This is a genomic window from Pararhizobium sp. A13 (genome assembly GCF_040126305.1).
Lineage (GTDB): Bacteria > Pseudomonadota > Alphaproteobacteria > Rhizobiales > Rhizobiaceae > Pararhizobium.
Genome location: NZ_CP149510.1, coordinates 434,966 through 458,641, shown reverse-complemented (window position 1 = coordinate 458,641; position 23,676 = coordinate 434,966). Strand labels below are relative to the sequence as shown.

At 61.3% G+C, this 23,676-nt stretch carries 22 protein-coding genes and 1 pseudogene; 21 read left to right on the top strand and 2 right to left on the bottom strand.

The annotated features are described in order from the left end of the window. Window positions 1–44 precede the first annotated feature (44 nt). From glnT to dhaK, 15 genes and pseudogenes are all read left to right on the top strand, one after another. Window positions 45–1,352, top strand: coding sequence for a type III glutamate--ammonia ligase (glnT, locus tag WI754_RS02245; RefSeq protein ID WP_349436022.1), 1,308 nt, complete (start codon window positions 45–47; stop codon window positions 1,350–1,352). Window positions 1,353–1,514: 162 nt separating this feature from the next. After that, window positions 1,515–2,399 carry a formyltetrahydrofolate deformylase gene (gene purU, locus WI754_RS02240; protein WP_349436021.1) on the top strand — a complete coding sequence of 295 codons (885 nt, stop codon included), beginning with the start codon at window positions 1,515–1,517 and terminating at the stop codon, window positions 2,397–2,399. 410 nt (window positions 2,400–2,809) lie between these two features. After that, complete coding sequence (locus tag WI754_RS02235) at window positions 2,810–4,135, top strand: extracellular solute-binding protein (RefSeq protein ID WP_349436020.1); 1,326 nt, start codon at window positions 2,810–2,812, stop codon at window positions 4,133–4,135. An 80-nt stretch (window positions 4,136–4,215) separates the two neighbouring features. Continuing rightward, window positions 4,216–5,183, top strand: a pseudogene (locus tag WI754_RS02230) (sugar ABC transporter permease). Beyond that, a complete protein-coding gene (locus WI754_RS02225) occupies window positions 5,180–6,133 on the top strand; it encodes a carbohydrate ABC transporter permease (RefSeq protein ID WP_349436019.1) in 954 nt (317 codons plus the stop codon). Before WI754_RS02230 ends, WI754_RS02225 begins: the two are co-directional and overlap by 4 nt. Next, entirely contained in the window at window positions 6,130–6,333 is a 204-nt protein-coding gene (locus WI754_RS02220; RefSeq protein ID WP_349436018.1) for a hypothetical protein, read from the top strand. The genes WI754_RS02225 and WI754_RS02220 overlap by 4 nt, the downstream gene beginning before the upstream one ends. Before the next feature lie 3 nt (window positions 6,334–6,336). Then, window positions 6,337–7,434: an ABC transporter ATP-binding protein gene (locus WI754_RS02215; RefSeq protein WP_349436017.1), complete on the top strand. Its 1,098-nt coding sequence runs from the start codon at window positions 6,337–6,339 to the stop codon at window positions 7,432–7,434. Beyond that, complete coding sequence (locus WI754_RS02210) at window positions 7,427–8,437, top strand: ABC transporter ATP-binding protein (RefSeq protein WP_349436016.1); 1,011 nt, start codon at window positions 7,427–7,429, stop codon at window positions 8,435–8,437. Before WI754_RS02215 ends, WI754_RS02210 begins: the two co-directional genes overlap by 8 nt. A gap of 72 nt (window positions 8,438–8,509) precedes the next feature. Beyond that, window positions 8,510–10,156, top strand: a complete 1,647-nt coding sequence (locus WI754_RS02205; RefSeq protein ID WP_349436015.1) for a dihydroxyacetone kinase subunit DhaK — start codon at window positions 8,510–8,512, stop codon at window positions 10,154–10,156. After that, the gene (gene dhaL / locus WI754_RS02200) at window positions 10,153–10,794 is read left to right on the top strand and encodes a dihydroxyacetone kinase subunit DhaL (protein WP_349436014.1); all 642 of its coding nucleotides are present in this window, start codon (window positions 10,153–10,155) and stop codon (window positions 10,792–10,794) included. The genes WI754_RS02205 and dhaL overlap by 4 nt, the downstream gene beginning before the upstream one ends. After that, a complete protein-coding gene (gene dhaM / locus WI754_RS02195; protein WP_349436013.1) occupies window positions 10,791–11,192 on the top strand; it encodes a dihydroxyacetone kinase phosphoryl donor subunit DhaM in 402 nt (133 codons plus the stop codon). The genes dhaL and dhaM overlap by 4 nt, the downstream gene beginning before the upstream one ends. Further along, window positions 11,189–11,533 (top strand): HPr family phosphocarrier protein, encoded by a 345-nt coding sequence (locus WI754_RS02190; RefSeq protein ID WP_349436012.1) that lies wholly within the window; start codon window positions 11,189–11,191, stop codon window positions 11,531–11,533. The genes dhaM and WI754_RS02190 overlap by 4 nt, the downstream gene beginning before the upstream one ends. Next, the gene (locus WI754_RS02185) at window positions 11,517–13,106 is read left to right on the top strand and encodes a putative PEP-binding protein (RefSeq protein ID WP_349436011.1); all 1,590 of its coding nucleotides are present in this window, start codon (window positions 11,517–11,519) and stop codon (window positions 13,104–13,106) included. Before WI754_RS02190 ends, WI754_RS02185 begins: the two co-directional genes overlap by 17 nt. 1 nt (window position 13,107) lies before the next feature. Next, complete coding sequence (locus WI754_RS02180) at window positions 13,108–13,518, top strand: hypothetical protein (RefSeq protein ID WP_349436010.1); 411 nt, start codon at window positions 13,108–13,110, stop codon at window positions 13,516–13,518. Window positions 13,519–13,611: 93 nt separating this feature from the next. Further along, window positions 13,612–14,607 carry a dihydroxyacetone kinase subunit DhaK gene (dhaK, locus tag WI754_RS02175; protein ID WP_349436009.1) on the top strand — a complete coding sequence of 332 codons (996 nt, stop codon included), beginning with the start codon at window positions 13,612–13,614 and terminating at the stop codon, window positions 14,605–14,607. Here the strand turns inward: dhaK and WI754_RS02170 are convergent, their stop codons facing one another. Both WI754_RS02170 and WI754_RS02165 read right to left on the bottom strand, forming a co-directional pair. After that, window positions 14,608–15,939: an FAD-binding oxidoreductase gene (locus tag WI754_RS02170; protein WP_349436008.1), complete on the bottom strand. Its 1,332-nt coding sequence runs from the start codon at window positions 15,937–15,939 to the stop codon at window positions 14,608–14,610. Between the two features lie 104 nt (window positions 15,940–16,043). Continuing rightward, window positions 16,044–17,081 (bottom strand): LacI family DNA-binding transcriptional regulator, encoded by a 1,038-nt coding sequence (locus WI754_RS02165; protein ID WP_349436007.1) that lies wholly within the window; start codon window positions 17,079–17,081, stop codon window positions 16,044–16,046. A gap of 171 nt (window positions 17,082–17,252) precedes the next feature. Between WI754_RS02165 and WI754_RS02160 the strand changes: the two genes are divergently transcribed. From WI754_RS02160 to ugpC, 6 genes are all read left to right on the top strand, one after another. Further along, window positions 17,253–18,245, top strand: a complete 993-nt coding sequence (locus WI754_RS02160; RefSeq protein ID WP_349436006.1) for a Gfo/Idh/MocA family oxidoreductase — start codon at window positions 17,253–17,255, stop codon at window positions 18,243–18,245. 13 nt (window positions 18,246–18,258) lie between these two features. Then, window positions 18,259–19,161: a sugar phosphate isomerase/epimerase gene (locus WI754_RS02155; protein ID WP_349436005.1), complete on the top strand. Its 903-nt coding sequence runs from the start codon at window positions 18,259–18,261 to the stop codon at window positions 19,159–19,161. A 91-nt stretch (window positions 19,162–19,252) separates the two neighbouring features. Continuing rightward, window positions 19,253–20,485 (top strand): sugar ABC transporter substrate-binding protein, encoded by a 1,233-nt coding sequence (locus WI754_RS02150; RefSeq protein ID WP_349436004.1) that lies wholly within the window; start codon window positions 19,253–19,255, stop codon window positions 20,483–20,485. 322 nt (window positions 20,486–20,807) lie between these two features. After that, window positions 20,808–21,710 (top strand): sugar ABC transporter permease, encoded by a 903-nt coding sequence (locus tag WI754_RS02145; RefSeq protein WP_349436003.1) that lies wholly within the window; start codon window positions 20,808–20,810, stop codon window positions 21,708–21,710. Continuing rightward, window positions 21,707–22,534 carry a carbohydrate ABC transporter permease gene (locus WI754_RS02140; protein WP_349436002.1) on the top strand — a complete coding sequence of 276 codons (828 nt, stop codon included), beginning with the start codon at window positions 21,707–21,709 and terminating at the stop codon, window positions 22,532–22,534. Before WI754_RS02145 ends, WI754_RS02140 begins: the two co-directional genes overlap by 4 nt. Next, entirely contained in the window at window positions 22,531–23,598 is a 1,068-nt protein-coding gene (gene ugpC / locus WI754_RS02135; RefSeq protein ID WP_349436001.1) for a sn-glycerol-3-phosphate ABC transporter ATP-binding protein UgpC, read from the top strand. Before WI754_RS02140 ends, ugpC begins: the two co-directional genes overlap by 4 nt. The last annotated feature ends 78 nt before the right edge of the window (window positions 23,599–23,676 follow it).

The following is a 23,676-nucleotide window of genomic DNA, read 5'->3' as shown; positions in this document are numbered from 1 at the left end:
CCATCTCCATGAAAAAGTGTCTGAATAATCCAAAGGGGAACACAGTGACACTCGATCTTGCTAGCTTTGCCAAGGACCGTGGCATCAAATATTTTATGATCAGCTATACCGACCTGTTCGGCGGCCAGAGGGCCAAGCTGGTTCCGACTGAGGCGATCGCCGACATGCAGAAGGACGGTGCGGGCTTTGCCGGCTTCGCCACCTGGCTGGACCTCACCCCCGCCCATCCGGACCTCTTTGCGCTGCCGGATGCTTCCTCCGTCATCCAGCTTCCATGGAAGAAGGACGTCGCCTGGGTTGCCGCCGACTGCGTCATGGAAGACCAGCCGGTCGAGCAGGCGCCGCGCGTCGTCCTGAAAAAGCTGATCGCGGAAGCCGCCAAGGAAGGCCTTCGCGTCAAGACCGGCGTCGAACCGGAATTCTTCCTGATCTCTCCGGATGGGGGCAAGATTTCCGACGAGTTCGATACGGCCGAGAAACCCTGCTACGACCAGCAGGCCGTCATGCGCCGCTACGACGTTATCGCTGAAATCTGCGACTACATGCTCGAACTTGGGTGGAAGCCCTACCAGAACGACCACGAGGATGCGAACGGCCAGTTCGAGATGAACTGGGAATATGACGATGCGCTGCAGACGGCCGACAAGCACTCCTTCTTCAAGTTCATGGTGAAATCGGTCGCCGAGAAGCACGGTCTTCGGGCAACCTTCATGCCCAAACCCTTCAAGGGCCTCACCGGCAATGGCTGCCACGCCCATATCTCTGTCTGGGATCTGGAGGGAAAGACCAATGCGTTTGCCGACAAGGAGATGCCGTTCGGCCTTTCCGCCAAGGGCAAGACCTTCCTCGGCGGCATCATGAAGCACGCCTCGGCGCTGGCGGCCATCACCAATCCGACGGTCAACTCCTACAAGCGCATCAACGCTCCGCGCACCATTTCCGGCGCGACCTGGGCACCGAATACGGTGACCTGGACGGGTAATAACCGGACCCACATGGTTCGCGTGCCGGGCCCAGGCCGGTTCGAACTGCGTTTGCCCGATGGCGCGGTCAACCCCTATCTGCTGCAGGCGATCATCATCGCGGCTGGTCTCAACGGCATCAGGCACAATGCCGATCCGGGCCGTCACTACGACATCGACATGTACAAGGAAGGGCACACCGTCACCGATGCGCCCAAGCTGCCACTGAACCTTTTGGACGCGCTCCGCGAATATGACAAGGACGAGGAGCTGAAGGTCGCGCTCGGAAAGAGTTTCTCCAGCGCCTACCTGAAGCTCAAGCATCAGGAATGGAACACGTATACGTCCCACTTCACCGAATGGGAGCGGCAGACGACGCTCGACATCTGAGCGTCGGTCGGGCGTTCGAAGATCAGAAGAGACGGCATGGCCTGTTCCTGCTATCCGATGTCGCTAAACGGATGGCCGGGCGGGCCGGCGCCGCGCTAGCTTCCGTTCCACGATACTGGCCGGGAGGGCCAGCCAATACCTCGAGCCAAGAGACCGATACCGATGAAAAGCTATGTGCTGACTGTTTCCTGCAAATCCACCCGCGGCATCGTCGCGGCGATCACTGGTTATCTCGCGGAGGAAGGCTGCTATATCACCGACAGCTCGCAGTTCGACGATCTGGAGACCGGCTTGTTCTTCATGCGCCTGACCTTCATCAGCCAGGAGGGGGCGTCGCTCGACACGCTGACGGCCGGCTTCGAGGCGGTGAAGACCCGCTTCGGCATGGTCGCCGACATTCGTGACAGCGAGCACCGCATGAAGGTGCTTTTGATGGTGTCGCGCTTCGGCCACTGCCTCAACGACCTGCTCTATCGCTGGAAGATCGGCGCGCTGCCGATCGACATTGTCGGCGTCATCTCCAACCATTTCGATTACCAGAAGGTCGTCGTCAACCACGACATCCCCTTCCACCACATCCCGGTGACCAAGGCCAACAAGGCGCAGGCCGAAGCCCGCATCATGGACGTGGTCGAGCAGACCGGCACCGAGCTGATCGTGCTGGCCCGCTACATGCAGATCCTGTCGGATTCCATGTGCCAGAAGATGTCGGGCCAGATCATCAACATCCACCACTCCTTCCTGCCGTCGTTCAAGGGTGCCAACCCGTACAAGCAGGCCTATGAGCGCGGCGTCAAGCTGATCGGCGCGACGGCGCACTACGTCACCGCTGACCTCGATGAAGGCCCGATCATCGAGCAGGATATCGCCCGCATCACCCACGCCCAGAGCGCCGAGGACTATGTCTCGATCGGCCGCGACGTCGAAAGCCAGGTGCTGGCCCGGGCCGTGCACGCCCACATCCACCACCGCACCTTCATCAACGGCAACCGCACCGTCGTCTTCCCGGCAAGCCCGGGCTCCTATGCGTCGGAGCGCATGGGCTGAGCCCGTACACTTTTCGCTGATACTGCTGGAATTTCATATCCCCGGTCGCGTGACGCTACCGGGGATTTTTATTTTCGCGTGGGGCTCAACACTTTGTTCAGTCATGGTTATTGGTTGGCGTAGCTGGATTTCCTGAGTTTGCTGCGTTGCAACGGTTGCAGTGCAGCAACGATTGCCTCTTGTCATGTTTAGTAAATTGAGTTTCACTAAACATATTGCTCAACACGGTTAGAGTGAGGCCGGGTGAGCGAAGGGCGGGGAGCCCGGTAAAAATTCCAATTTGATACGGTCCCCGACAGGTGACAGTGGCGCCGGCGCATTTCTCCCGCATCGGAGACAGGCAACTGCGCAAAAGCAGTCGGAATTCCCGAAGACGGCGTGGTGCCGGCTTCTGTATCTGGGAGGAATACATGCGGAAAATGACCAAGGCCCTTCTGGGGGCAACAACTGCGCTGACAATCTCCGCGGCTTTGCCGACAGTATCGCAGGCGGCGGAACTGACCTTGTGCTGGGCGGCCTGGGATCCGGCCAACGCGCTGGTGGAGCTGTCCAAGGATTTTACGGCCCAGACGGGCACGGACATGAAATTCGAATTCGTGCCGTGGCCGAATTTCGCCGACCGCATTCTCAACGAACTGAACTCTGGCGGTAAGCTCTGTGATCTCCTGATCGGCGATAGCCAGTGGCTCGGTGGCTCCGCCGAGAATGGCTACTACGTCAAGCTCAACGATTTCTTCGACAAGGAAGGCATCAAGATGAGCGACTTTGCCGAAGCCGCCGTCAACGCCTATGCTACCTGGCCGAAGGGTACGCCGAACTACTGGGCGCTGCCGGCGATGGGCGATGCCAATGCCTGGTTCTACCGCAAGGACTGGTTTGCGAAACCGGAACTGCAGGCGGAATTCAAGAAACAGACCGGTCGCGATCTGACCGTACCGGCAACATGGCCCGAGCTGATCGAAACAGCGAAGTTCTTCAATGGCAAGGAGATCGACGGCAAGAAGGTCTATGGCGCGGCGATCTTCACCGAACGCGCATCGGAAGGCATTACCATGGGCGTCACGCAGGCGCTTTACGCCAACGGGTTCAAATATGAGAAGACGCCTGGCAAATACGACATGGACGGGGCGGTCAATTCGCCCGATGCCGTGAAGGGGCTTGAGGAATACAAGGAACTCTACAAGTGCTGCACCCCGCCGGGCTACACCGACGCCTACATGGGCGAGACGCTGGATGCCTTCAAGTCCGGGCAGGCGGCGATGGCGATGAACTGGTTTGCCTTTTTCCCCGGCCTCTATAAGGACGAGAATGTCGGCGGCGACAAGATCGGCTTCTTCGTCAATCCGAAGGGCACGACGGCGGCATCGACGCTCGGCGGGCAGGGGATTTCAGTCGTCGCCAACACCGACAACATGGATGGCGCGCTTGCCTATATCAAATGGTTCGCGCAGCCGGACGTGCAGAAGAAGTGGTGGTCACTCGGCGGTTATGCCGTGCACAACGCGGTGCTGAACGATCCTTCCTTCAAGGACAGCCAGCCGTTTGCAGCCGACTTCCTCGTCGCGATGAACCAGGTGCAGGACTTCTGGCAGGAGCCGTCCTACGCCATCCTGCTGCAGGCCATGCAGAAGCGCATGCATGACTATGTCGTCGCCGATCAGGGCACGGCGCAGGAAGCGCTCGACGGACTGGTCAAGGACTGGGCCGAAATCTTCGGGGATGAAGGGAAACTCTGATTTCCTCCCGGTGGGGCCGTCCGGCGCGTGCGCTCGGGCGGCCCTGTTGACGACCGCCATCCCGATTTCAGGTGAAGTCCGTGACCGATACCAATACGACGATACTGGACAAGGCGACCGAACGCATGGTGCGCGCAACGCCGGTGCCGCTTGCTCACCGCGTGCGCGGCCTGTCCGACCGGGCTATTGCTTGGCTTTTTATCGCGCCCACCATCCTGTTGCTGCTGGCGATCAATATCTTTCCACTGATCTGGGCGGTGCGGCTCTCCTTCACCAATTATCGCGCCAACCGGCCGAACGCGATCGTCGAGGTGTTGGCCTGACGAACTACCAGCGGGTTCTCAACGATCCGGACATCTGGATCGCCATGCAGACGACGGCGCATTTCGTCTTCTGGACGATCCTTCTGCAGACGCTCATCGGCTTTTCGCTTGCCTATCTGATCGACAGGAAGTTCAAAGGACATGCCTTCTGGACGACGGTGATTCTCATTCCGATGATGCTGTCGCCGGCGGTGGTGGGCAATTTCTGGCGGTTCCTCTATCAGCCGCAGATCGGGCTGTTCAACTACATCGTCTCTTACGCCACCGGCCTGCCGCCATCCTCATTCGAAATGCTCGGCTCGGTGTCGCTCGCCCCCTGGTCCATCATCATTGTCGATACCTGGATGTGGACGCCCTATGTGATGCTGATCTGCCTGGCGGGCTTAAGGTCGATCCCCGACTATATCTACGAGGCGGCCGAGGTCGACCGGGCGTCTGGCTGGCGGCAATTCTGGTCGATCACCATCCCGATGGCGCTGCCCTTCATCATGCTCGCGGTGCTTTTCCGCGGCATCGAGAACTTCAAGATGTTCGACATGGTCATGCTTCTGACGGGGGGCGGGCCCGGATCGACGACGGAGGTCGCCTCGATCACGCTGAAACGCGAGGCCTTCGAAAGCTGGCGGACCGGCCGCGCCTCCTCCTTTGCCATCATTCTCTTCGTCGCCGTCTTTGGTCTCGCCAATATCTATGTCAAAGCGCTGAACAGGGTGAAACAGAGATGAGCAACGCGACATCCGCCCATTCCGTGGTCGAGCCGAGCATCACCACCAAACGCATCGCCGGTGCCATCGTCATTCTTTATGCGGTGATCACCATGGTGCCGCTGGCCTGGATTTTCCTGACGAGCTTCAAGTCGCCGCCGGACTCCATCAGTTATCCGCCGAAGATCGTCTTCCAGCCGACGCTGGAGGGTTACTGCAATCTCTTCACGACCCGCACGCGCCAGACGCCGGAGTATATCCAGTCGCTCGGGCCGCCGGTCTCGACCTGCGACGAGATCACCCGCAGCCGCAACATGGTGATCGCCGGTCCTTCCAACTATTGGCCGCGCTTCACCAATTCGATGGTGATCGCCTTCGGCTCGACCTTCCTTGCCGTCTTTCTCGGCACGCTCGCGGCCTATGGTTTTTCGCGCTTCCGGGTGCCGCTGGCCGATGATCTCCTGTTCTTCATCCTGTCGACGCGGATGATGCCGCCGATCGCGGTGGCGATCCCGATCTATCTGATGTACCGGGAACTTGGCCTGTCCGACACGGCACTCGGCATGATCCTGCTCTACACGGCCGTCAACGTCTCGCTTGCGGTCTGGCTGCTCAAGGGCTTCATCGACGAAATTCCGCGGGAATATGAAGAGGCGGCGATGATCGACGGCTACACCCGCTTGCAGGCCTTCCGCAAGGTCGTGTTGCCGCAAGCAACGACGGGCATTGCTGCCACCGCGATCTTCTGCCTGATCTTCGCCTGGAACGAATATGCGTTTGCAGTGCTTCTGACGTCGGGTTCGGCACAGACCGCGCCGCCCTTCATTCCGACGATCATCGGCGAGGGGGGCATGGACTGGCCGGCCGTCGCCGCCGGAACGACGATCTTCCTCGTGCCGATCCTCGTCTTCACCATCCTTCTGCGCAAGCAATTGCTGCGCGGCATCACCTTCGGAGCGGTGCGGAAATGACCATGGACACGACGAAAACCGCCAAGAAACGGCCTTTCTTTTTCCGGCGCGGGCCGATGGAAAATATCGCGACGGCGCTGATCGCGATCGGCTTCCTGATGCTGTTCCAGCCGTTTGCGCTGGCGCTCTACACCTATTCGCTGGTGACGCTGCTTGCCGGCACATTGATGTTCATCATCGTCTCGAAATTTCCGGAGTGAACCATGGCCGAGATCCGGATCGAAAACCTGCGCAAGCAATTCGCCGATTTCGTCGCGGTGGAGGATTCGAGCTTCACCGTCGGCGATGGCGAATTCCTGGCGCTGCTCGGACCATCGGGTTGCGGCAAGACGACGACGCTGCGGATGATCGCCGGCCTGGAACTGCCGACCAGCGGCAGGATCTTTCTCGACGGTGAAGACGTAACCTTCAACCGCGCCAGCGCCCGCGACATCGCCTTCGTTTTCCAGCTTTTCGCCCTTTATCCGCATATGAACGTACGCAAGAACATCGGCTTTCCGCTACTGTCGCAGGGCGTTCCGAAGGCGGAAATCCGGTCGCGGGTGGAGGAAACGGCAAGGCTCCTGCAGATCAGCCATATCCTCGACCGCTCCGTGTCCGGGCTGGCCGGCGGAGATCGCCAGCGTGTTGCGCTTGGGCGCGCCATCGTGCGCAGGCCAAAGTGCTTCCTGATGGACGAGCCGCTCGGCACGCTTGACGCCGAATTCCGCGACGTGATGGTGCACGAGCTGCGCGAGCTGCACAATCGCATCCACGCCACCACAGTCTACGTGACCCATGATCAGCACGAGGCGATGGCGATGGCCGACAAGATCGCGGTGATGAATCACGGCATCATCGAACAGTTCGGAACGCCGCAGGAAATCTACAGTCGGCCGACGTCGATGTATGTCGCCGATTTCATCGGATCGCCGCCGATGAATTTTCTGAAGTTCATGGCGGGTGTGCAGAAGGGCAGCCGCTCGGTTTCACTGGATGGCGTCGATATCGCCGTACCCGAAGTGCATCAGGATATTGTCGTCGGCGAACTGGCGCTCGGCGTCCGGCCGGAGCATATCCGTTTCAGCGACAGTTCGCCATTGCGCGGCTCGGTCTATGGCGCGGAATACCTCGGCACCAACCAGATCGTCGCCGTCGAGACAGCCAAGGGCCTTCTCAAGGCGCGTGTGCCTGCCGACCGGACATTCCGGATCGGCGAAACCGTCGGCCTCGAACTCAACAGCGAAAAACTCTCGCTGTTCGACTGCGCTTCCGGCCGCGCCGTCAAATCATCGCTCTATGCGGAGGTCCGTCATGGCTGAGGTATCCCTCCAGAACGTCAGCAAGTCCTTCGGCGAATCCGAAGCTGTGCGTAACCTGACACTGACGATCCGCGACGGCGAATTCGTCGTGCTGCTAGGCCCGACCGGTGCCGGCAAGACGACGACCTTGCGGCTGATCGCGGGCCTGGAAAAGCCGGATCGCGGCCGGGTGTCGATCGGCGGGCAGGACATGGCGGGTGCGGCGCCGGCGGGGCGCGACGTTGCCTTCGTCTTCCAGCAATATTCGCTTTATCCGCATCTGACGGTCTACGAGAACCTGGCCTTCCCCTTGCGTTCACCTGCGCGCCGCCTTTCCGCCGATGAAATCGATCGCCGGGTTCGTGACGTGGCGAAGATGGTGCGGATCGACCACAAGCTCGAAAATCGTTCGACGCGCCTTTCGGGCGGCGAGATGCAGCGTGTTGCCATCGGCCGGGCACTGGTGCGCAAGCCGGCGATCTATCTGATGGATGAACCCCTATCGTCGCTCGATGCCAAGTTGCGCGCAGAATTGCGGCTTGAACTGAAACGCATTCAGAGCGAACTCGGTTCGACGCTTCTCTACGTCACCCATGACCAGATCGAGGCGATGACCATGGCAGACCGGATCGGCATTCTGAAGGACGGCGAACTGGTTCAGCTCGGTACGCCGCGCGAGATCTACAGCAATCCGGTCAACCTGCATGTGGCGGCGCGGCTCGGCCAGCCGCACATCAACCTCATTCCGGAAGGGCTTGTCCCCGGCGGGCGGCCGCCGATCGGGACGACGACGATCGGAGCGCGGACCGAGCATCTGGAAATTCGCGCCGCGAACGGAAATGCCAATGCCGAGATCGACTGGATCGAGCATCTCGGCGACCAGAGCCACCTGCATATGCGCATTGCCGGCCACAAGCTGGTAACACTTGCCAATCCTTATGTGCCGGTCAGTCCCGGCGACAAAATCATGCTGATCTTGAAGGATCCGCTCTATTTCGGCGCCGACGGACAACGGCTTGTATAAGCAGAAACGGGAGGTTGCATCCCTCTAGCGCAAGCGGAAGGATGCGGAACTAAAAACGGACTGGATGAGCCCATGAAACATTTCTTCAACCGCAGGGAAAACATCGTCACCGAGGCTCTCGACGGTCTGTTGCGGACCGCCGCGCCCGGAACGCTTGCCCGTCTCGACAGCTATCCCGATATCAAGGTGATCGTGCGCGCCGACTGGGACAAGTCCCGCGTCGCCGTCATTTCCGGCGGGGGAGCTGGGCATGAGCCATCCCATGCGGGCTTCGTCGGAAAAGGCATGTTGACCGCCGCTGTTTCGGGCGAGATTTTTGCGTCTCCCAGCGTCGATGCCGTTTTGACCGCGATCCGGGCGGTGACCGGCAAGCCGGGCTGCCTGCTGGTCGTCAAGAACTATACCGGCGACCGGCTGAACTTCGGCCTGGCGGCGGAAAAGGCGCGCGCCGAAGGTTTCGACGTCGAGATGGTTATCGTCGCCGACGATATCGCGCTGCCAGAGATCAACCAGCCGCGTGGCGTCGCCGGCACGCTCTTCGTTCACAAGATTGCCGGTCATCTGGCCGAAAGCGGCGAGAGCCTCGCCTCCGTCGCCGCCGCCGCGAAGGCCGCCGCCGCCGATATCGTCTCGCTCGGCGTCTCCTATTCCTCCTGCTCCATACCCGGCCGGCCCTATGAGGATCGCCTGGGTGAGAACCAGGGCGAGCTTGGCCTCGGCATTCATGGCGAGCCGGGGGTGGAAAAGATAACCGTCCAGCAGGCCGACAGCATCGTCGGGGTCATGACGGAACGCCTGTCGGCGGCGATGAAGCCAGATGGGCGGTATGCGCTTCTCATCAACAATCTCGGTGCGGTTCCGCCCGTGGAAATGTCGCTGATCGCCAACGCGGTGCTCTCCTCTCCGTTTGCAGGCCGGATTGCCCTTGCGATCGGGCCGGGACCGATGATGACGGCCCTGAACATGAACGGCTTCTCCTTGTCGCTGATCCGGCTCGACCCTGCGCGTGAAGTCGCTCTCCTGTCCGATGTCGCGCCCCATGCGTGGCTGCCGGCGGTCGTGCCGCATTCCGTTGCGACCCTGCCTGCCCCGAAGGCCGAAAGCCTGGCGGCAACGGCTGTGGCAAGCCATGATGCAGGGGCCGAGCGCGTGCTCGCCGCCATCTGCGACCGGCTGATTTCGCTTGAGCCGGAGTTGAACCGGCTGGATGCCAAGGCGGGCGATGGTGATACCGGATCGACGGTTGCTACCGGTGCCCGCAGCATCCTGGCGCAAACGAGCAGTCTGCCCCTTGCCGACAGGGCAGCACTTTTTGCCGTTATCGGCGATGCGCTGGCGACGGCGATGGGTGGTTCCAGCGGCGTCCTCCTGTCGATCTTCTTTACGGCGGCGGGCAAGGCGAGCGGGGACGGGGGGGACCTTGCTGCGTCCCTGCTCGCCGGGCTCGATCGCATGACCTTCTACGGCGGCGCCCATCCCGGTGATCGCACCATGGTCGATGCGCTGTCTCCGGCGCTTCATGCAATGGCAGCGGGCGGTATCCGCGCTGCAGCCGATGCGGCGCGCAAGGGGGCCGAAGCCACCAAGGTGATGCGCAAGGCGAAGGCCGGCCGGTCCGCCTATATCGGCGAGAGCGATCTCGACGGCGTGATGGATCCGGGTGCGCATGCCGTGGCCGAGGTTTTTGCGGCTGTCGCCGGTATCCTGGAGCCCGCATGATCCTTGTCCGCGAGCCGAAATCTGCCATCGATCAAGCGGCCCTGATCCGCCGGGTGATCGACGCCTGCCGGAATGTGGTTGCGGAACACGAAACCCATCTATGCGACCTCGATCGTGCGATCGGCGACGGCGATCATGGCACCAATATGCGGCGCGGGCTGGAGGCTCTGGCGGCGGAGAGCCAGCAGCTTGCCGCAATGTCCGTCTCCGAAGCGATGATTGCCGCCGGCACGATCCTCGTGATGAGCATCGGCGGCGCGGCCGGACCGCTCTATGGCACGCTGCTGCTGGAGATCGGCAAGGGCCTGGCCGCCGAACCGCCGCCAGCAAAATTCCCAGATGTCTTTCAACAGTCCGTCGCCGCCGTCGCGCGGCGCGGAAAATCGTCCCCCGGAGAGAAAACCCTGCTCGACGTTCTTTACCCAGTTAGCGAGGCGATGATGGGCGACACGCCTCTTCAGAACCTTGCGGAAAAAGCTCAGGGTTTTGCCGATAGGACCATCGACATGAAGGCCATGCGCGGGCGCGCCTCGTTCCTCGGCGAGCGGTCGGTCGGGCATATGGACCCGGGTGCCGCCAGCTGCGCGCTTCTTTGCAAGACCGTCTGCCGTGAACTGGCACAGGCAGGTGCGGCATGACGAGCAGGAATGAGAATGTCGGCATCGTCATTGTCTCCCATTCGCCGCTTGTGGCAAGAGGCGCTGCCGACATGGTGCGGCAGATGGTCGGTGACAGCGTGCCGCTCGCCTGGTGCGGCGGCAATCCGGCCGGTGGTCTGGGCACCGACCCGGGTACGATTCTCAAAGCGATCGAGGAGGCTTGGTCGGACGCCGGAGTGGCGATCTTCGTCGATCTTGGCGGGGCGGAAACCAACAGTGAAATGGCGATCGAAATGATCGGCAAGGTGCGGGCGGCACGCATCGTCATCTGCAATGCGCCAATCGTCGAAGGGGCCGTGATCGCCGCGGCGGAAGCCTCCGGCGGGGCATCGCTGGCAAAGGTGGTGGCGACAGCGCAGGAGCTTTCCCCGTCATGACGGACAAGCGGTATGGCGCCTATGGAGGAACGGGTTCGGTGGACGGTCATGCCTCCGTCGAGCTGCTGATCACTCACGGCGTCGGCCTGCATGCGCGGCCCTCGGTGACCTTTACCCGGCTTGCCAAATCCTTTCCCTGCGTGATCGAGATCGAGGTCAATCGCTCGGGCCTTTGGCTCAATGCCAAGAGCATTGTCAAGGTCATGGGCGCGCGCATCCGCAAGGGATCGACACTCAGGATCAGGGCACATGGCTTGAGGGCCGATGAAGCGATCTCGGTTCTCGAAGCTCTGTTCGTCAACGATCTCGGGGAGGAACGACCGCATGTCCGGGGCGCTTAGGCTGCAGGGTCAAGGCAATGGCCAAGGGCATGCGATTGGCCCGGCGCACGTGCCTTCGGAACCGTGGAACCCCGTCGACGGCGGCGTGTCGCCTTCGCTGGAATTCGATCTTCTCAGAAGTGCGATTGGCGAGGCCGCCAGTTCCCTTGAAGACTTGATGGTGCGGACCGATCGGTCGAGCGCGAACATCCTCGAGTTCCAGGTCGAGATGTTGCGCGACCCGGTGATCGGCGACATGGCGGCCGAGTATATCGCCGAGGGACAAAATGCGGCGCTCGCCTGGGTGACGGCTCTCGAGGAATATATTGCCGGGTTCGAGCAGTCGGAAGACGGCGATATTCGGGCGCGGGCCGTCGATGTCATCGATATCCGTGATCGGGTTCTTCGCATCCTCGAAGGCAGGCCGCCTGCCGACTTTCCCAAGGGATCTGTTTTCGTCGGCAAGGACATGGCGCCCAGTCTTTTTCTCGCCCATGACTGGACGGGGGGCGGCGGCATTGCGCTTGCAGCCGGAAGCACGGCAAGCCATGTGGCGCTGCTTGCCCGCGCCAAAGGCGTGCCGATGGTCGTCGGTGTCGGCGGCCTCGCCATCGAGTCCGAGGTCCCGGTTCTGGTTGATGGCGGCACCGGTCTCGTCGTCGTACATCCAAGCGGTGCCGATATTGCGGTCGCAGCGATGGGAGAAAAAACGGCACCGCAGACGCCGGCCCGATTCGCGCCTCCATCCCCTGCCAGTCTTCCAGCGTGCCGCTTGGAGGTTTTGGTCAATATCAGCGACATCGCCGAGATTCATAGCCTCGACTCGAGTGTCTGCAATGGCATCGGGCTGTTGCGAACGGAGTTTCTCCTGTCGTCGGCCGCGGATCTGGCGAATGAGGAAAAGCAGTTCCATCTCTATGTCGAAATGTTGGATTGGGCCGCCGGCAAGCCGGTCACTATCCGTCTTTTCGATCTTGGCGGAGACAAGCCGCTCGGTGGGTTCGCTGTCGAGGAGCGCAATCCTTTTCTCGGAATGCGCGGGATCCGCCTGCTTCTGGCGATGCCGGCGATGCTCAGAATCCAGGCCCGCGCGCTTTTACGGGCTGCGGCATTGGGGCCGATGAAGGTCCTGTTGCCGATGGTTACTTTCCCCAAGGAGGTTGAGGACACGCGCCGGATTTTCGAGGAGGAAGCGGCGGGTCTGGTCCAGCGGAACATCGACATAGGCGTTCCCGATATCGGCATGATGGTCGAGGTTCCGGCCGCAGCGATGATGCTTGACACGTTCGAAGCGGCCGACTTCTTCTCGCTCGGCACCAATGACCTGGCGCAATTTCTGACCGCTTCCGCGCGTGATAGCGTTTCCGTTGCGAACCTGTACGATCAGGCAACCCCTGTCCTGCTAAGGCTGATCGCACAGACGGTAAGGATCGCGCATGACATGGACAAACCGATCGGTATCTGCGGCGACCTGGCCGGTAACCCGGCATTGCTGCCGTCGCTGATCGCGAGTGGCATACTGCAGATTTCCGTTGCTCCATCGCAGTTGCCTGCCGTAAAGGCCGTGCTGGCGCAGGCAAGGATGGAAGGCTGACATGGCACGCGACGTAAGCGAAGATGCCATCACCGCGTACAAGGCCATCCTCGCCGCAATCATCGACAACCGGCCATCCGGGACGCGCCAGCGTCTCGCGGCGGCGCTCGGCAAACATCGCAGCTTCGTCACGCAGATCACCAGCCCGGGCTATGCGACACCGCTGCCGGCACGGCACCTGGCGACGATCTTCCAGGTCTGCCATGTCGGCAAGGTCGAGCAGGACCGCTTCCTCGAAGCCTATCAGGTGGCGCATCCGGGCAAGCTGCCTGATCTCGGCAATGCCGGCGGCCTCCGGCAATTGACGCTGATGGTCGCCGATTTCGGTGACGAGCGGAAGAACCGGATGCTTGACGAGGCTGTCCAGGATTTCATCCAGAGGATCGTCCTTCTTTCCGGCGAGGGAGACTGAGTTGCTCTCTCATTCGGTTGCCCTTCGCATCGTGCTCACAACGCCACTGGAATATTCGCCCCGCTCGGATAGCATTGCTGCGGGGAGTGGAAGATGAAAAAATTCATGAACGGCGCCGGGACGCTGGCGCAGGATTGTCTGGAGGGGTTCGTTGCCGCGCATGGCGATATCGTTCTGTTCGGCGAAGGGAAAAAGCACGTCCGCCGCCGGGTGCTGACGCCGGGCAAGGTCGCGATCATTTCCGGGGGTGGCGCTGGCCATGAACCGATGCACACCGGCTTTGTCGGTCAAGGCATGCTGGATGCTGCCTGCACTGGATATGTCTTCACCTCGCCGACGCCCGACCAGATTTTAGGGGCGATCGGCGAAACGGACAGCGGCGCAGGCACGCTGCTGATCGTCAAGAATTACGATGGCGACGTGATGAATTTCGAGATGGCAGCCGAAATGGCGATGGCTGGCGGAGCACATCGCATCGAGACGATCATCGTCAACGACGATATCGCGGTCGAGCGATCGGCGCGGGGGACGGGCCGACGCGGTGTCGCGGGCACGCTCGTTGTCGAGAAAATTGTCGGTGCTGCCGCCCAAGTCGGTGCCGATCTGCAAGAGTTGAAAGCGCTCGGCGATGCCGTCGTTGCCGCGACGCGGACGATGGGCGTGGCGCTCAAGGGTACGACGGTGCCGCAGACGACGCGCGAAACCTTCGTGCTGGGGCCGAACGAGATGGAAGTCGGCGTCGGCATCCATGGGGAGCCCGGCCGCTCGCGCGACCAGATGAAAGATGCATCGGCGATCGTCGATCTGATCTGCGGACATATTCTTAAAGACTTCGGTTCGCTCGATGGACGATCGGTCCTGCTGTTCGTCAACGGCCTTGGCGGAACGCCGCTGTCTGAACTCTATCTGGTCTTCGGTCTTGCTCGGACCTTTTTCGAAGGGCAGGACGTGACCATCGCTCGCAGCCTTGTCGGGACCTATGTCACGTCACTCGATATGGCCGGTGTCTCCATTACCGTCACCATATTGGACGAGCGTCTGACAGCGCTTTGGGATGCGCCGGTTCTGACCGCATCTTTGCGCTGGTAATCAGACTGGCGGCGCGATTTCGATCGGCGTTCCATCGGAAAAGCGCGTGAAGCCGAAGGGGGCCGGATCAACGATTGGCGTGTTGCCGGTGGCCAGATCAGCAGCGAGATGCCCTGCGCCTGGGCCGATACCGAAGCCGTGGCCAGAGAAGCCGGTTGCAATAACCAGCCCGGGAAGGCTGTCGAGCTTTGAGATAACCGGCACCGCATCCGGCGTCACATCGATCAGGCCAGCCCAAATCTGCTCCACTTTCGCATCGCGCAGCACCGGTAGGGCTTCCGTGGCGGCCCGCAGCGCGTTCAAGGCGGATCTGCCGTCCGGTTTCGGGTCGAGAATCCGGTGCCGTTCGAAGGCGCCGGGCCGGTCGAGGGGGACGGTGGGGATTTCGAACAGTTCCTGCCAGCTTCGTGCGCTGAGACCGAGTTGCACCGCCTCGCCCTCGGCCTTCCTGGCGGGTTGGAAATCGCGGAAGAAGGCGAAACTGTCCGGCACCAGCGCATGCATGTTGATGCCGCCATTGGCGATGGTATAGCCGCCGTCCAGCCGTTTCCGATAGGCAAAGGTCGCGGTGGCACCCGCGCCATCCGGCCCTCGGTTCACCGCGCTGGTGCGCAGAACCGAGTTGCGCACTTTCAGTTGCGGCAGCCGGATGCCAAGTCCCTTGCAAAACAGACGCGACCAGGCGCCTCCGGCAAGCACGACGGCGGAAGTTTCGATGTGGCCCTTCTCGGTGATGACGGCGCTGATGCGGCCGGCGCTTTTTTCGATGCCGCGCACGGCGCAGCCTGTCACGATGCGGGCGCCGGCCCGGCGCGCGCCCATCGCAATCGCCGGCACTGCCTTTTGCGGTTCTGCGCGGCCATCACTTGGCGTGTAAAGCGCGCCATTGTATCGCCGTGCGGAGTCCAGCATCACCGCCGCCGTCTCGTCGGGGCCGATCTGGCGCGTGTCGAGCCCGTGGGCCTGAGCAAGTTTCAACCAGGCATCGCGGTTGGCGATGTCCGTCTCGTTCTCCGAGATATAGATAATCCCCGAACGGCGAAACCCGGTCTGGCTGCCGACGCGTGCGTCCAATCCATCCCAGATTTTCAGGGATTCGATCGCCAGCGGTATCTCCCGCCGGTCGCGGCCCATGACGCGGACCCAGCCCCAGTTGCGGCTGGACTGCTCGCCGCCGAGAACGCCCTTTTCGCACAGCACCACATCGATGCCACGCTCGGCAAGGAATAGCGCGGTGCTTGTCCCGATAATGCCACCGCCGATGACGACGACGCCGGCCTTCTTCGGCAGGATGTGATCGGTTTCAATCGGGTCGAGTGTCGGTCCGGGCATGTGGGCTGTTTTTCCAGTGTCAGAGGAGAGCCTGTCCGATTTGCACCGGATATTGCCGGTGTTCAAGCCGCGAAGAATAACTGCGATACCGGCTCTGGCGCCGATCAACCATGAGGTAATGTGAAGGCGTCGCTTTCGCCTTCAATCAGCTCCTCCCGCCAGATCTTCCGTAGTTCCGCATTCGGGTAGAAATGGCTGAAGGCCGGCATCGTCGCGAGCAGCGTTTCGGCGAGCGCGATGCCGAGATCGCGTCGCGACAGGGCAAAGCCGGTGAGGCTCGGCGACAGAAAATGCGACTGCGGGCTGTGACGTCCGATAATGGCAATATCGCGCCCCGGCTTCAGACCGGCTTCGTTCAATCCGCGGTAGAACCCGATTGCATTGGTTTCGTTGACCAGCACGATTGCGGTCGGTCTGTCCTCCTTCGAGAGCAGATCGCGGGCGATCTGATAGCCGCCCGTCTCATTGGGCGTCGAGCGGAAGATGAGGTCGGGATCCAGGGAAAGGCCATGCGCTGCAAGCGCGCTGGCGGCCTGGTCGACGAAGAGATAACCGAGATTTGTATCGTCATGGGGCCTGGTGACTGCGATCCGGCGGTGGCCCTTCGCCACCAGCCTGTCGATCGAGGTTTGCGCCATGCCTTCGAAATCAAGATCGAGCCAGGGCTGGCCGACGTCAGTGAGACTGCGCCCGAGCGTGGCGAACGGAATTTTGCGCTTGGCCAGGAACTCAAGGCGGGGATCGTGCCGCTGGGTCGCGGAGAGGATGAGACCATCAGCGAACCCGCGGGCGACGACGCGCCGGAGATAGTCGTCCGGGTCTTCCTGCGACGAGCAGAGGAGTGCGACGAGATCGAGATGATGGCGCGCAAAAACGGTCTGCACGCCGTCGAACACGCTCATGAAGAAGGTGTCGCCCTGACCGGTGATCTCGGCTCCGGTCTGCATCATGAAGCCGATGATATTGGTTGTGCCCTGGCGCAGGCTGCGGCCGGACTGGTTCGGTACATAGCCGAGTTCGGCTGCGGCTTCGAGCACTCTTTTGCGCGTTTCCTCGTTCACGTCCGGCCGCCCGTTCAGCGCCCGCGACACGGTTCCGATGGAAATGTCCAGATGTTGTGCAAGCCTGCGTATGCCCGTCATTCCAGCCGCTTTCAACGTGCGATTTCGGTGTGCCCGATGTCCATCTATTGACACGTTTCAAAATTCGTTCATAGTACCGTAAACGTTTACGGTGATCGAAAAGGAGCGAAAACCGTAGACTTTATGGAGGAGAATCCCATTTTGCGTGCAGTTTTGTGCGGATGCGGAGCTATGGCCAAAGGCTGGCTGAAAGCGATCGCGGACACCCCTGAAATCAGAGCCGCGGTTGATGTCATCGGCCTCGTTGATGTCAACCCGATGGCAGCAAAGGCGCTTGCCGAAGAGTTTGGTCTGATCGATGCCGTCATCGGTCGCGACCTGGCGGCCGTCCTTGCAGAAACCTCGGCAGACATGGTTTTCGACGTCGTTATTCCCGCCGCCCGTCACGACGTCGTCGCGACCGCTCTGGCGCATGGATGCCATGTCCTGAGCGAGAAGCCGATGGCGTCCTCGATCGAGGAGGGGCGGGCGATGATCGCCCAGGCCGCTGCCGCCGGAAAAGTCCATGCCATCGTCCAGAACCGTCGCTTCATATCGGGCACTCGCCGCATCCGCCGGCTTGTCGAAAGCGGCGTGCTCGGCGAACTCACTGCCATCCACTGCGATTTCTTCATCGGCGCGCATTTTGGCGGTTTTCGCGAAGAGATGGACAATGTGCTTTTGCTCGACATGGCGATCCACACGTTCGACGCCGCCCGCTTCGTCGCCGACAAGGTGCCGGTTGCCGTCTATTGCCACGAAAGCAACCCGCGCGGCTCGTGGTATGCGCATGGTGCCGCGGCCAATGCGATCTTCGAATTCAAGGATGACGTGACCTTTACCTATCGCGGCTCCTGGTGTGCCGAAGGTGCCAATACCAGCTGGGAAAGTCAGTGGCGGATCATCGGCACGAAGGGCACGCTGCTCTGGGACGGCGCCGAGGATTTCCAGGCGCGCAGGGTGGCGGGAACGGAAGGCTTCCTTCGACCGGTCGATGCCATTCCGGTACCTGAGCCCGCCAATGAGGGAGAGACCCATGGCCATGCCAGCGTCATCGCCGATTTCCTTGCTGCCATCAAAACCGGCCGCCAGCCCGAAACGGCGAGCAATGACAATATCAACAGCCTTGCCATGGTGTTTGCGGCGATCGAAAGCGCCCGCACCCGGCAGCGCGTGACCCTATGAACAGGATCTTTTGATGAGCAATCCGGCAAAAGCCATTCGCATCGGCACCATGATCAGCGCATCCGGCGGCAAGGCTGCCGACCGCATCGGCCAGATCGCCGACATGGGCTTCGAGAGCTTCGAGCCCTTCTTCTGGCAGACGACCAACGGCCAGGATCTCGCCGAACTCGGCAAGCGCTGCGTCGAGGCGATCGGCGATCGCGACATCACCATCTCGACGCTCGGCATGTTCGGCAATCCGCTGGAGACGACGGACATCGACCGCGACACGCTGCAGGGTTGGAAGGATTGCATCGACAACGCCCACCATTTCGGCGCCACTTGCGTCGCCGGCTTTACGGGACGTATCCGTAATAAACCGCTGACCGATAGCCTGCCGCGCTACAAGGAAATCTGGAGCGAACTTGCCAGGCGCGCCGCCGACAAGGGCGTGAAGATCGCGTTTGAGAATTGCGCCATGGACGGCAACTGGGCGACCGGCGACTGGAACATCGCCCACAATCCGGATGCCTGGGAGCTCATCTTCAACGAGACGCCGGACGATCATATCGGCCTTGAATGGGAGCCCTGCCACCAGATGGTCTATCTGATCGACCCGCTGCCACAGATCCGCAAATGGGCACACAAGATTTTCCACGTGCATGGCAAGGACGCGACCATCCGCTGGGACGTCATTCGCGAGCACGGCATTTTCGGCAAGGAAAAGTTCGTGTTCATGCGCACGCCGGGCTTCGGCGACACCAACTGGACGGACGTGATTTCCGAGCTGCGGCTTGCCGGCTGGTCCGGCTCCATCGACATCGAGGGCTGGCACGACCCGGTCTATCGCGATGCACTGGAAATGACCGGCCAGGTTCACGGCCTCAACCATCTGAAGACGTGCCGGGGCGGCGATTTCGTCGTCGATGCTGCCTGACCAGTCAGGCAGGTCTGAAAGGACTGACATGGACTGAAGAAGGCCGGCATGGAGGATGGCGGCCGCAAAGGGTAACCAACAGGAGGAAACTATGGGTATCCGCAAATATGCAGTCATCGGTGCGCTGGCGCTTGCAGGCGTGTCGCTGTTTGGGTTGTCCGCCAAGGCGGAAGACGTCACCCTGACACTCTGGTCTCTGGACCGGGACATTCAGCCGGCGCCGAACCTGATCAAGGAATTCAACGCCCAGAACAACGGCATCAAGATCGAATATCGGCTTATCCAGTTCGATGATGTCGTCACCGAAGCCATGCGTGCCTACGCCACCGGCCAGGCGCCCGACATCATCGCCGTCGACAATCCGGAGCATGCGCTGTTTTCGTCGCACGGCGCCTTCCTTGATCTCACCGACATGGTTTCGAAATCGACGGTGATCAAGCCGGAAAACTACTTCCCCGGCCCGCTGAAGTCGGTCGAGTGGGACGGCAAGTATTACGGCGTGCCGAAGGCGACCAACACGATCGCGCTCTACTACAACAAGGACATGTTCAAGGCGAAGGGCCTTGATCCCAACAAGCCGCCACAGACCTGGGACGAGCTGGTCGAGGCTGCGCGCAAGCTGACCGATCCGGCCGCCAACGTCTATGGTCTCGCGTTCTCGGCCAAGGCCAACGAGGAGGGCACGTTCCAGTTCCTGCCCTGGGCGCAGATGGGCGGTGGCAGCTACGAGAACATCAATGCCGAAGGCGCGGTGAAGGCGCTCGAAATCTGGAAGACGATCATCGACGAGAAGCTCGCCTCGCCCGACACGCTGACGCGCGGCCAGTGGGATTCGACCGGTACCTTCAATTCCGGCAATGCCGCCATGGCGATTTCCGGGCCGTGGGAACTCGACCGCATGTCCCAGGAAGCGAAGTTCGACTGGGGTGTGACGCTGCTTCCAGTGCCAAAGGACGGCGCCGAACGCTCCTCGGCCATGGGCGACTTCAACTGGGCTATCTTCGCTTCCTCCAAGCATCCGCAGGAAGCCTTCAAGGCGCTTGAATTCTTCGCTTCGCAGGACGACAAGATGTTCAAGAACTATGGCCAGCTTCCGGCCCGTTCCGACATCTCCATCCCCGAAACCGGCCAGCCGCTCAAGGACGCGGCCCTCAAGGTCTTCCTCGAGCAGTTGAAATACGCCAAGCCGCGCGGCCCGCACCCGGAATGGCCGAAGATCTCCAAGGCGATCCAGGATGCCATTCAGGCCGCCCTGACCGGTCAGGCAAGCCCGAAGGACGCGCTTGATCAGGCTGCCGAGAAGATCAAGGCTGTCTTGGGCTGATCTTATAGACGCTGAAGCGGCTCTTGTTCCTCTTCTCCCAGCGGGAGAAGAGCCGAGCAGAGCGAGGCGATGAGGGGGGAGCGTCAGCACACGCGAATGCCCCGAGCATAATCGAGGATAGCCTATGCCGCACTCCCCCTCATCCGGCCCGCAGACTGTCCTCGGGCTTGCCGAAGGCAAGTCCCGGGGAGGCCACCTTCTCCCGGCTGGGGAGAAGGGGACAAACCGGATGGCTTCCCTTCCGCCATCCAGCATTTCCTCCCGGAAGGGGTTGTCATCCGCTCAAGCGCTTGGCAGCCCCGTTCGGAGCATCGGAGGCCCCATGAAGAGGCTCCTTTCCAGCATCAGGGACGGGCGCGGTTTCGATATCGTGCTGGTCGCCTTCCCGCTCGGTTTTTTGTTCCTGATGGCGGGCCTGCCGCTCATCTACAACGTCCTGATGAGCTTTCAAGAGGTTGACATGTTCAGCCTTGGCACGCTGATGCGCCCCTTTGTCGGTTTCAAGAACTATCGCGATCTTTTCGCCCAGCCGGAAACATTGCCGATTCTTGCCAATACGGCGATCTTCGTCGTCGGTTCGATCGCCGGGCAATTCCTGGTCGGCTTCGGGCTGGCGCTGTTCTTCTGGGTCAACTTTCCCGGCGCCTCCTGGCTGCGTGGCCTGTTTCTTGTGTCCTGGGTCATGCCGGGTCTCGTCGTCGGGGCCATCTGGAACTGGATACTCTCGGGGGATTTCGGCGTTCTGAACTTCATACTCAAAGAAAGCGGCATCATCTCCGGCAATATTTTCTGGCGCTCCGATCCGAACTATTCGCTCTATGCGGTGATCCTGGCCAACATCTGGCTCGGCACCTCGTTCAACATGATCCTGCTCTCGGTCGGCCTTTCGGGCATCCCCACCGACCTCTACGAGGCTGCCGAGCTCGATGGGGCAAACGCCTGGCAGCGCTTCTGGACGATCACCCTGCCGATGATGCGCTCCACCATCGGCGCCATCATCGCGCTCGGCCTGATCTTCACGCTGCAGCAGTTCGACCTTTTTGCCGCCATCACCTCGGGCGGGCCGAACAATTCGTCCAACGTCACGCAATACTGGGCCTGGGAGCAGTCCTTCCGGCAGTATGACTTTGCCAAGGGCGCGACGATTTCCGTCCTGATGATCATCTTCGTCATGATCGCCTCGGTCGTCTATGTCCGCTCGACACGCCATGAGGTGCGCGGATGAGCGATACTGCCCGCAACCGCTTGATGTTCGTGATCGCCATCATCATGGCGGCGATCTATCTCTTTCCGCTCTATTGGATGTACATCACCGCGCTTAAAAGCGGTTCCGAGATGTTCGCCACGCCGCCGACCTTCTGGCCGTCCGTGCCGCAGTGGAGCACCTATTCTCATGTCTGGGAAAGCCGGGGCATGGGGCGCTATCTCTGGAACTCGCTGGTCATCGCCTCCGGAGCCGTGGTGCTGATCACGGTGCTTGGCGTCGGCTGTGCCTATGTGCTGGCGCGCTACCGCAATGTCTGGGTCGACATTGGCCTGTTTCTGATCCTCATGCTGCAGGTCCTGCCGGCCTCCTTGATGATCACACCGATCTTCGTCGGTTTTTCGCAGATCGGCATGCTGGAATATCCCCGTCTTGCCGTGATCATCGCCATTGCCGCCAAGAGCATGCCGTTCTTCGTGGTGTTGGTGCGCGCCACCTTCATGGCCGTGCCGATGGAACTGGAGGAGGCGGCGCTGGTCGATGGCAACTCGCGTGTGGGCGCTTTCTTCAACATCGTGCTGCCGCTCGCCCGCAACGGCATTCTCGTCAGCGCCATCCTGATCTTCATGCAGGCCTTCGGCGAGTTCGTCTATTCGAAGTCGATCATCCAGGCGGTGGAACTTCAGCCCGCCAGCGTCGGGCTCAATTCCTTCATGGGGCCGAATACCAACGAATGGAACAACATCATGGCCTACGCCACGATCTACGTGACCCCCATTCTCGCCATCTTCGTGCTGCTGCAGCGGCGCATCGTCTCCGGCCTTACCTCGGGAGCCATCAAATGACCAAGCAGATCGAACTCTCGGGCGTCAACAAATATTACGGTGCCTTCCACGCGCTGAAGAATATCGATCTCAGCATCGAGAAGGGCAGCTTCGTCGCGCTCGTCGGCCCCTCCGGCTGCGGCAAGTCCACGTTGCTGCGTTCGCTGGCTGGGCTTGAGAGCATTTCGACGGGCGACTTGAAGATCGCCGGTGAACTGATGAACAAGGTGCCGCCGCGCAAGCGCGACATCGCCATGGTGTTCCAGTCCTACGCGCTCTACCCGCACATGACGGTCGAGCAGAACCTCACCTACAGCCTGCGCATTCGCGGTGTCGCCAAGGCCGAGGCCAAGAAGGCGGCAGAGGAAGTCGCCGCCACGACTGGGCTTTCGCATCTTCTCGGACGCTATCCACGTGAGCTCTCCGGCGGCCAGCGCCAGCGCGTCGCCATGAGCCGCGCTATCATCCGCCATCCCAAGGCCTTCCTGTTCGACGAGCCGCTGTCCAATCTCGATGCGGCGTTGCGGGTCCATATGCGCAAGGAAATCCGCACTTTGCACGACCGGCTGCACGCCACTTCCGTCTATGTCACGCATGACCAGATCGAGGCGATGACGATGGCCGACCATGTGGTGGTGATGAAGGACGGCGTGATCGAGCAGCAGGGCGCGCCGCTGGAGCTCTATGACCGGCCAGCCAATAAGTTCGTCGCCGGCTTCATCGGCTCGCCGGCGATGAACTTCGTGCCTGCGACGGTCGGCGAGGATGGCCGCTCGCTGGAGGTCGATGTCGGCGAAAAGCAGACCATTGCGCTCGATCGCCAGCTCCAGCCCGGCCGCAAGGTGACAGCGGGGCTTCGGCCGGAGCATCTGCATTTCGTCGAACCGGGGCAGGGCGTCTTCCGCCTACCGGTCGGGATCGTCGAGACCACCGGCTCTGCGACCTATATCACCACTTCGACTGCGACTGAGGTGACGATTGTCGATACCACCCGTAGGCCGGTCAGAGCCGGTGACGTCATCGATGTATCGATCCGCCCCGGAGATGTGCATGTCTTTGACAGCGAGACGGGCTTGAGGGTCTGAAGCCAGATCACACCGAGTTTAGTTTTTTCTGTATAAAAATACGTTTCCTACCCTTGACAAGCGGGGACCCCGCGATGT

What these genes read in the sequence shown, in the direction of transcription:
- ugpC (WP_349436001.1), top strand. Translation starts at nt 22,531, where the DNA reads ATGACCAAGCAGATCGAACTCTCGGGCGTCAACAAATATTACGGTGCC.
- purU (WP_349436021.1), top strand. Translation starts at nt 1,515, where the DNA reads ATGAAAAGCTATGTGCTGACTGTTTCCTGCAAATCCACCCGCGGCATC.
- WI754_RS02180 (WP_349436010.1), top strand. Translation starts at nt 13,108, where the DNA reads ATGGCACGCGACGTAAGCGAAGATGCCATCACCGCGTACAAGGCCATC.
- WI754_RS02170 (WP_349436008.1), bottom strand. Translation starts at nt 15,939, where the DNA reads ATGCCCGGACCGACACTCGACCCGATTGAAACCGATCACATCCTGCCG.
- WI754_RS02160 (WP_349436006.1), top strand. Translation starts at nt 17,253, where the DNA reads ATGGCCAAAGGCTGGCTGAAAGCGATCGCGGACACCCCTGAAATCAGA.
- WI754_RS02145 (WP_349436003.1), top strand. Translation starts at nt 20,808, where the DNA reads ATGAAGAGGCTCCTTTCCAGCATCAGGGACGGGCGCGGTTTCGATATC.
- WI754_RS02190 (WP_349436012.1), top strand. Translation starts at nt 11,189, where the DNA reads ATGACGGACAAGCGGTATGGCGCCTATGGAGGAACGGGTTCGGTGGAC.
- dhaK (WP_349436009.1), top strand. Translation starts at nt 13,612, where the DNA reads ATGAAAAAATTCATGAACGGCGCCGGGACGCTGGCGCAGGATTGTCTG.
- WI754_RS02155 (WP_349436005.1), top strand. Translation starts at nt 18,259, where the DNA reads ATGAGCAATCCGGCAAAAGCCATTCGCATCGGCACCATGATCAGCGCA.
- WI754_RS02165 (WP_349436007.1), bottom strand. Translation starts at nt 17,081, where the DNA reads ATGACGGGCATACGCAGGCTTGCACAACATCTGGACATTTCCATCGGA.
- WI754_RS02225 (WP_349436019.1), top strand. Translation starts at nt 5,180, where the DNA reads ATGAGCAACGCGACATCCGCCCATTCCGTGGTCGAGCCGAGCATCACC.
- WI754_RS02140 (WP_349436002.1), top strand. Translation starts at nt 21,707, where the DNA reads ATGAGCGATACTGCCCGCAACCGCTTGATGTTCGTGATCGCCATCATC.
- dhaL (WP_349436014.1), top strand. Translation starts at nt 10,153, where the DNA reads ATGATCCTTGTCCGCGAGCCGAAATCTGCCATCGATCAAGCGGCCCTG.
- WI754_RS02205 (WP_349436015.1), top strand. Translation starts at nt 8,510, where the DNA reads ATGAAACATTTCTTCAACCGCAGGGAAAACATCGTCACCGAGGCTCTC.
- WI754_RS02150 (WP_349436004.1), top strand. Translation starts at nt 19,253, where the DNA reads ATGGGTATCCGCAAATATGCAGTCATCGGTGCGCTGGCGCTTGCAGGC.
- dhaM (WP_349436013.1), top strand. Translation starts at nt 10,791, where the DNA reads ATGACGAGCAGGAATGAGAATGTCGGCATCGTCATTGTCTCCCATTCG.
- WI754_RS02210 (WP_349436016.1), top strand. Translation starts at nt 7,427, where the DNA reads ATGGCTGAGGTATCCCTCCAGAACGTCAGCAAGTCCTTCGGCGAATCC.
- WI754_RS02235 (WP_349436020.1), top strand. Translation starts at nt 2,810, where the DNA reads ATGCGGAAAATGACCAAGGCCCTTCTGGGGGCAACAACTGCGCTGACA.
- WI754_RS02215 (WP_349436017.1), top strand. Translation starts at nt 6,337, where the DNA reads ATGGCCGAGATCCGGATCGAAAACCTGCGCAAGCAATTCGCCGATTTC.
- WI754_RS02220 (WP_349436018.1), top strand. Translation starts at nt 6,130, where the DNA reads ATGACCATGGACACGACGAAAACCGCCAAGAAACGGCCTTTCTTTTTC.
- WI754_RS02185 (WP_349436011.1), top strand. Translation starts at nt 11,517, where the DNA reads ATGTCCGGGGCGCTTAGGCTGCAGGGTCAAGGCAATGGCCAAGGGCAT.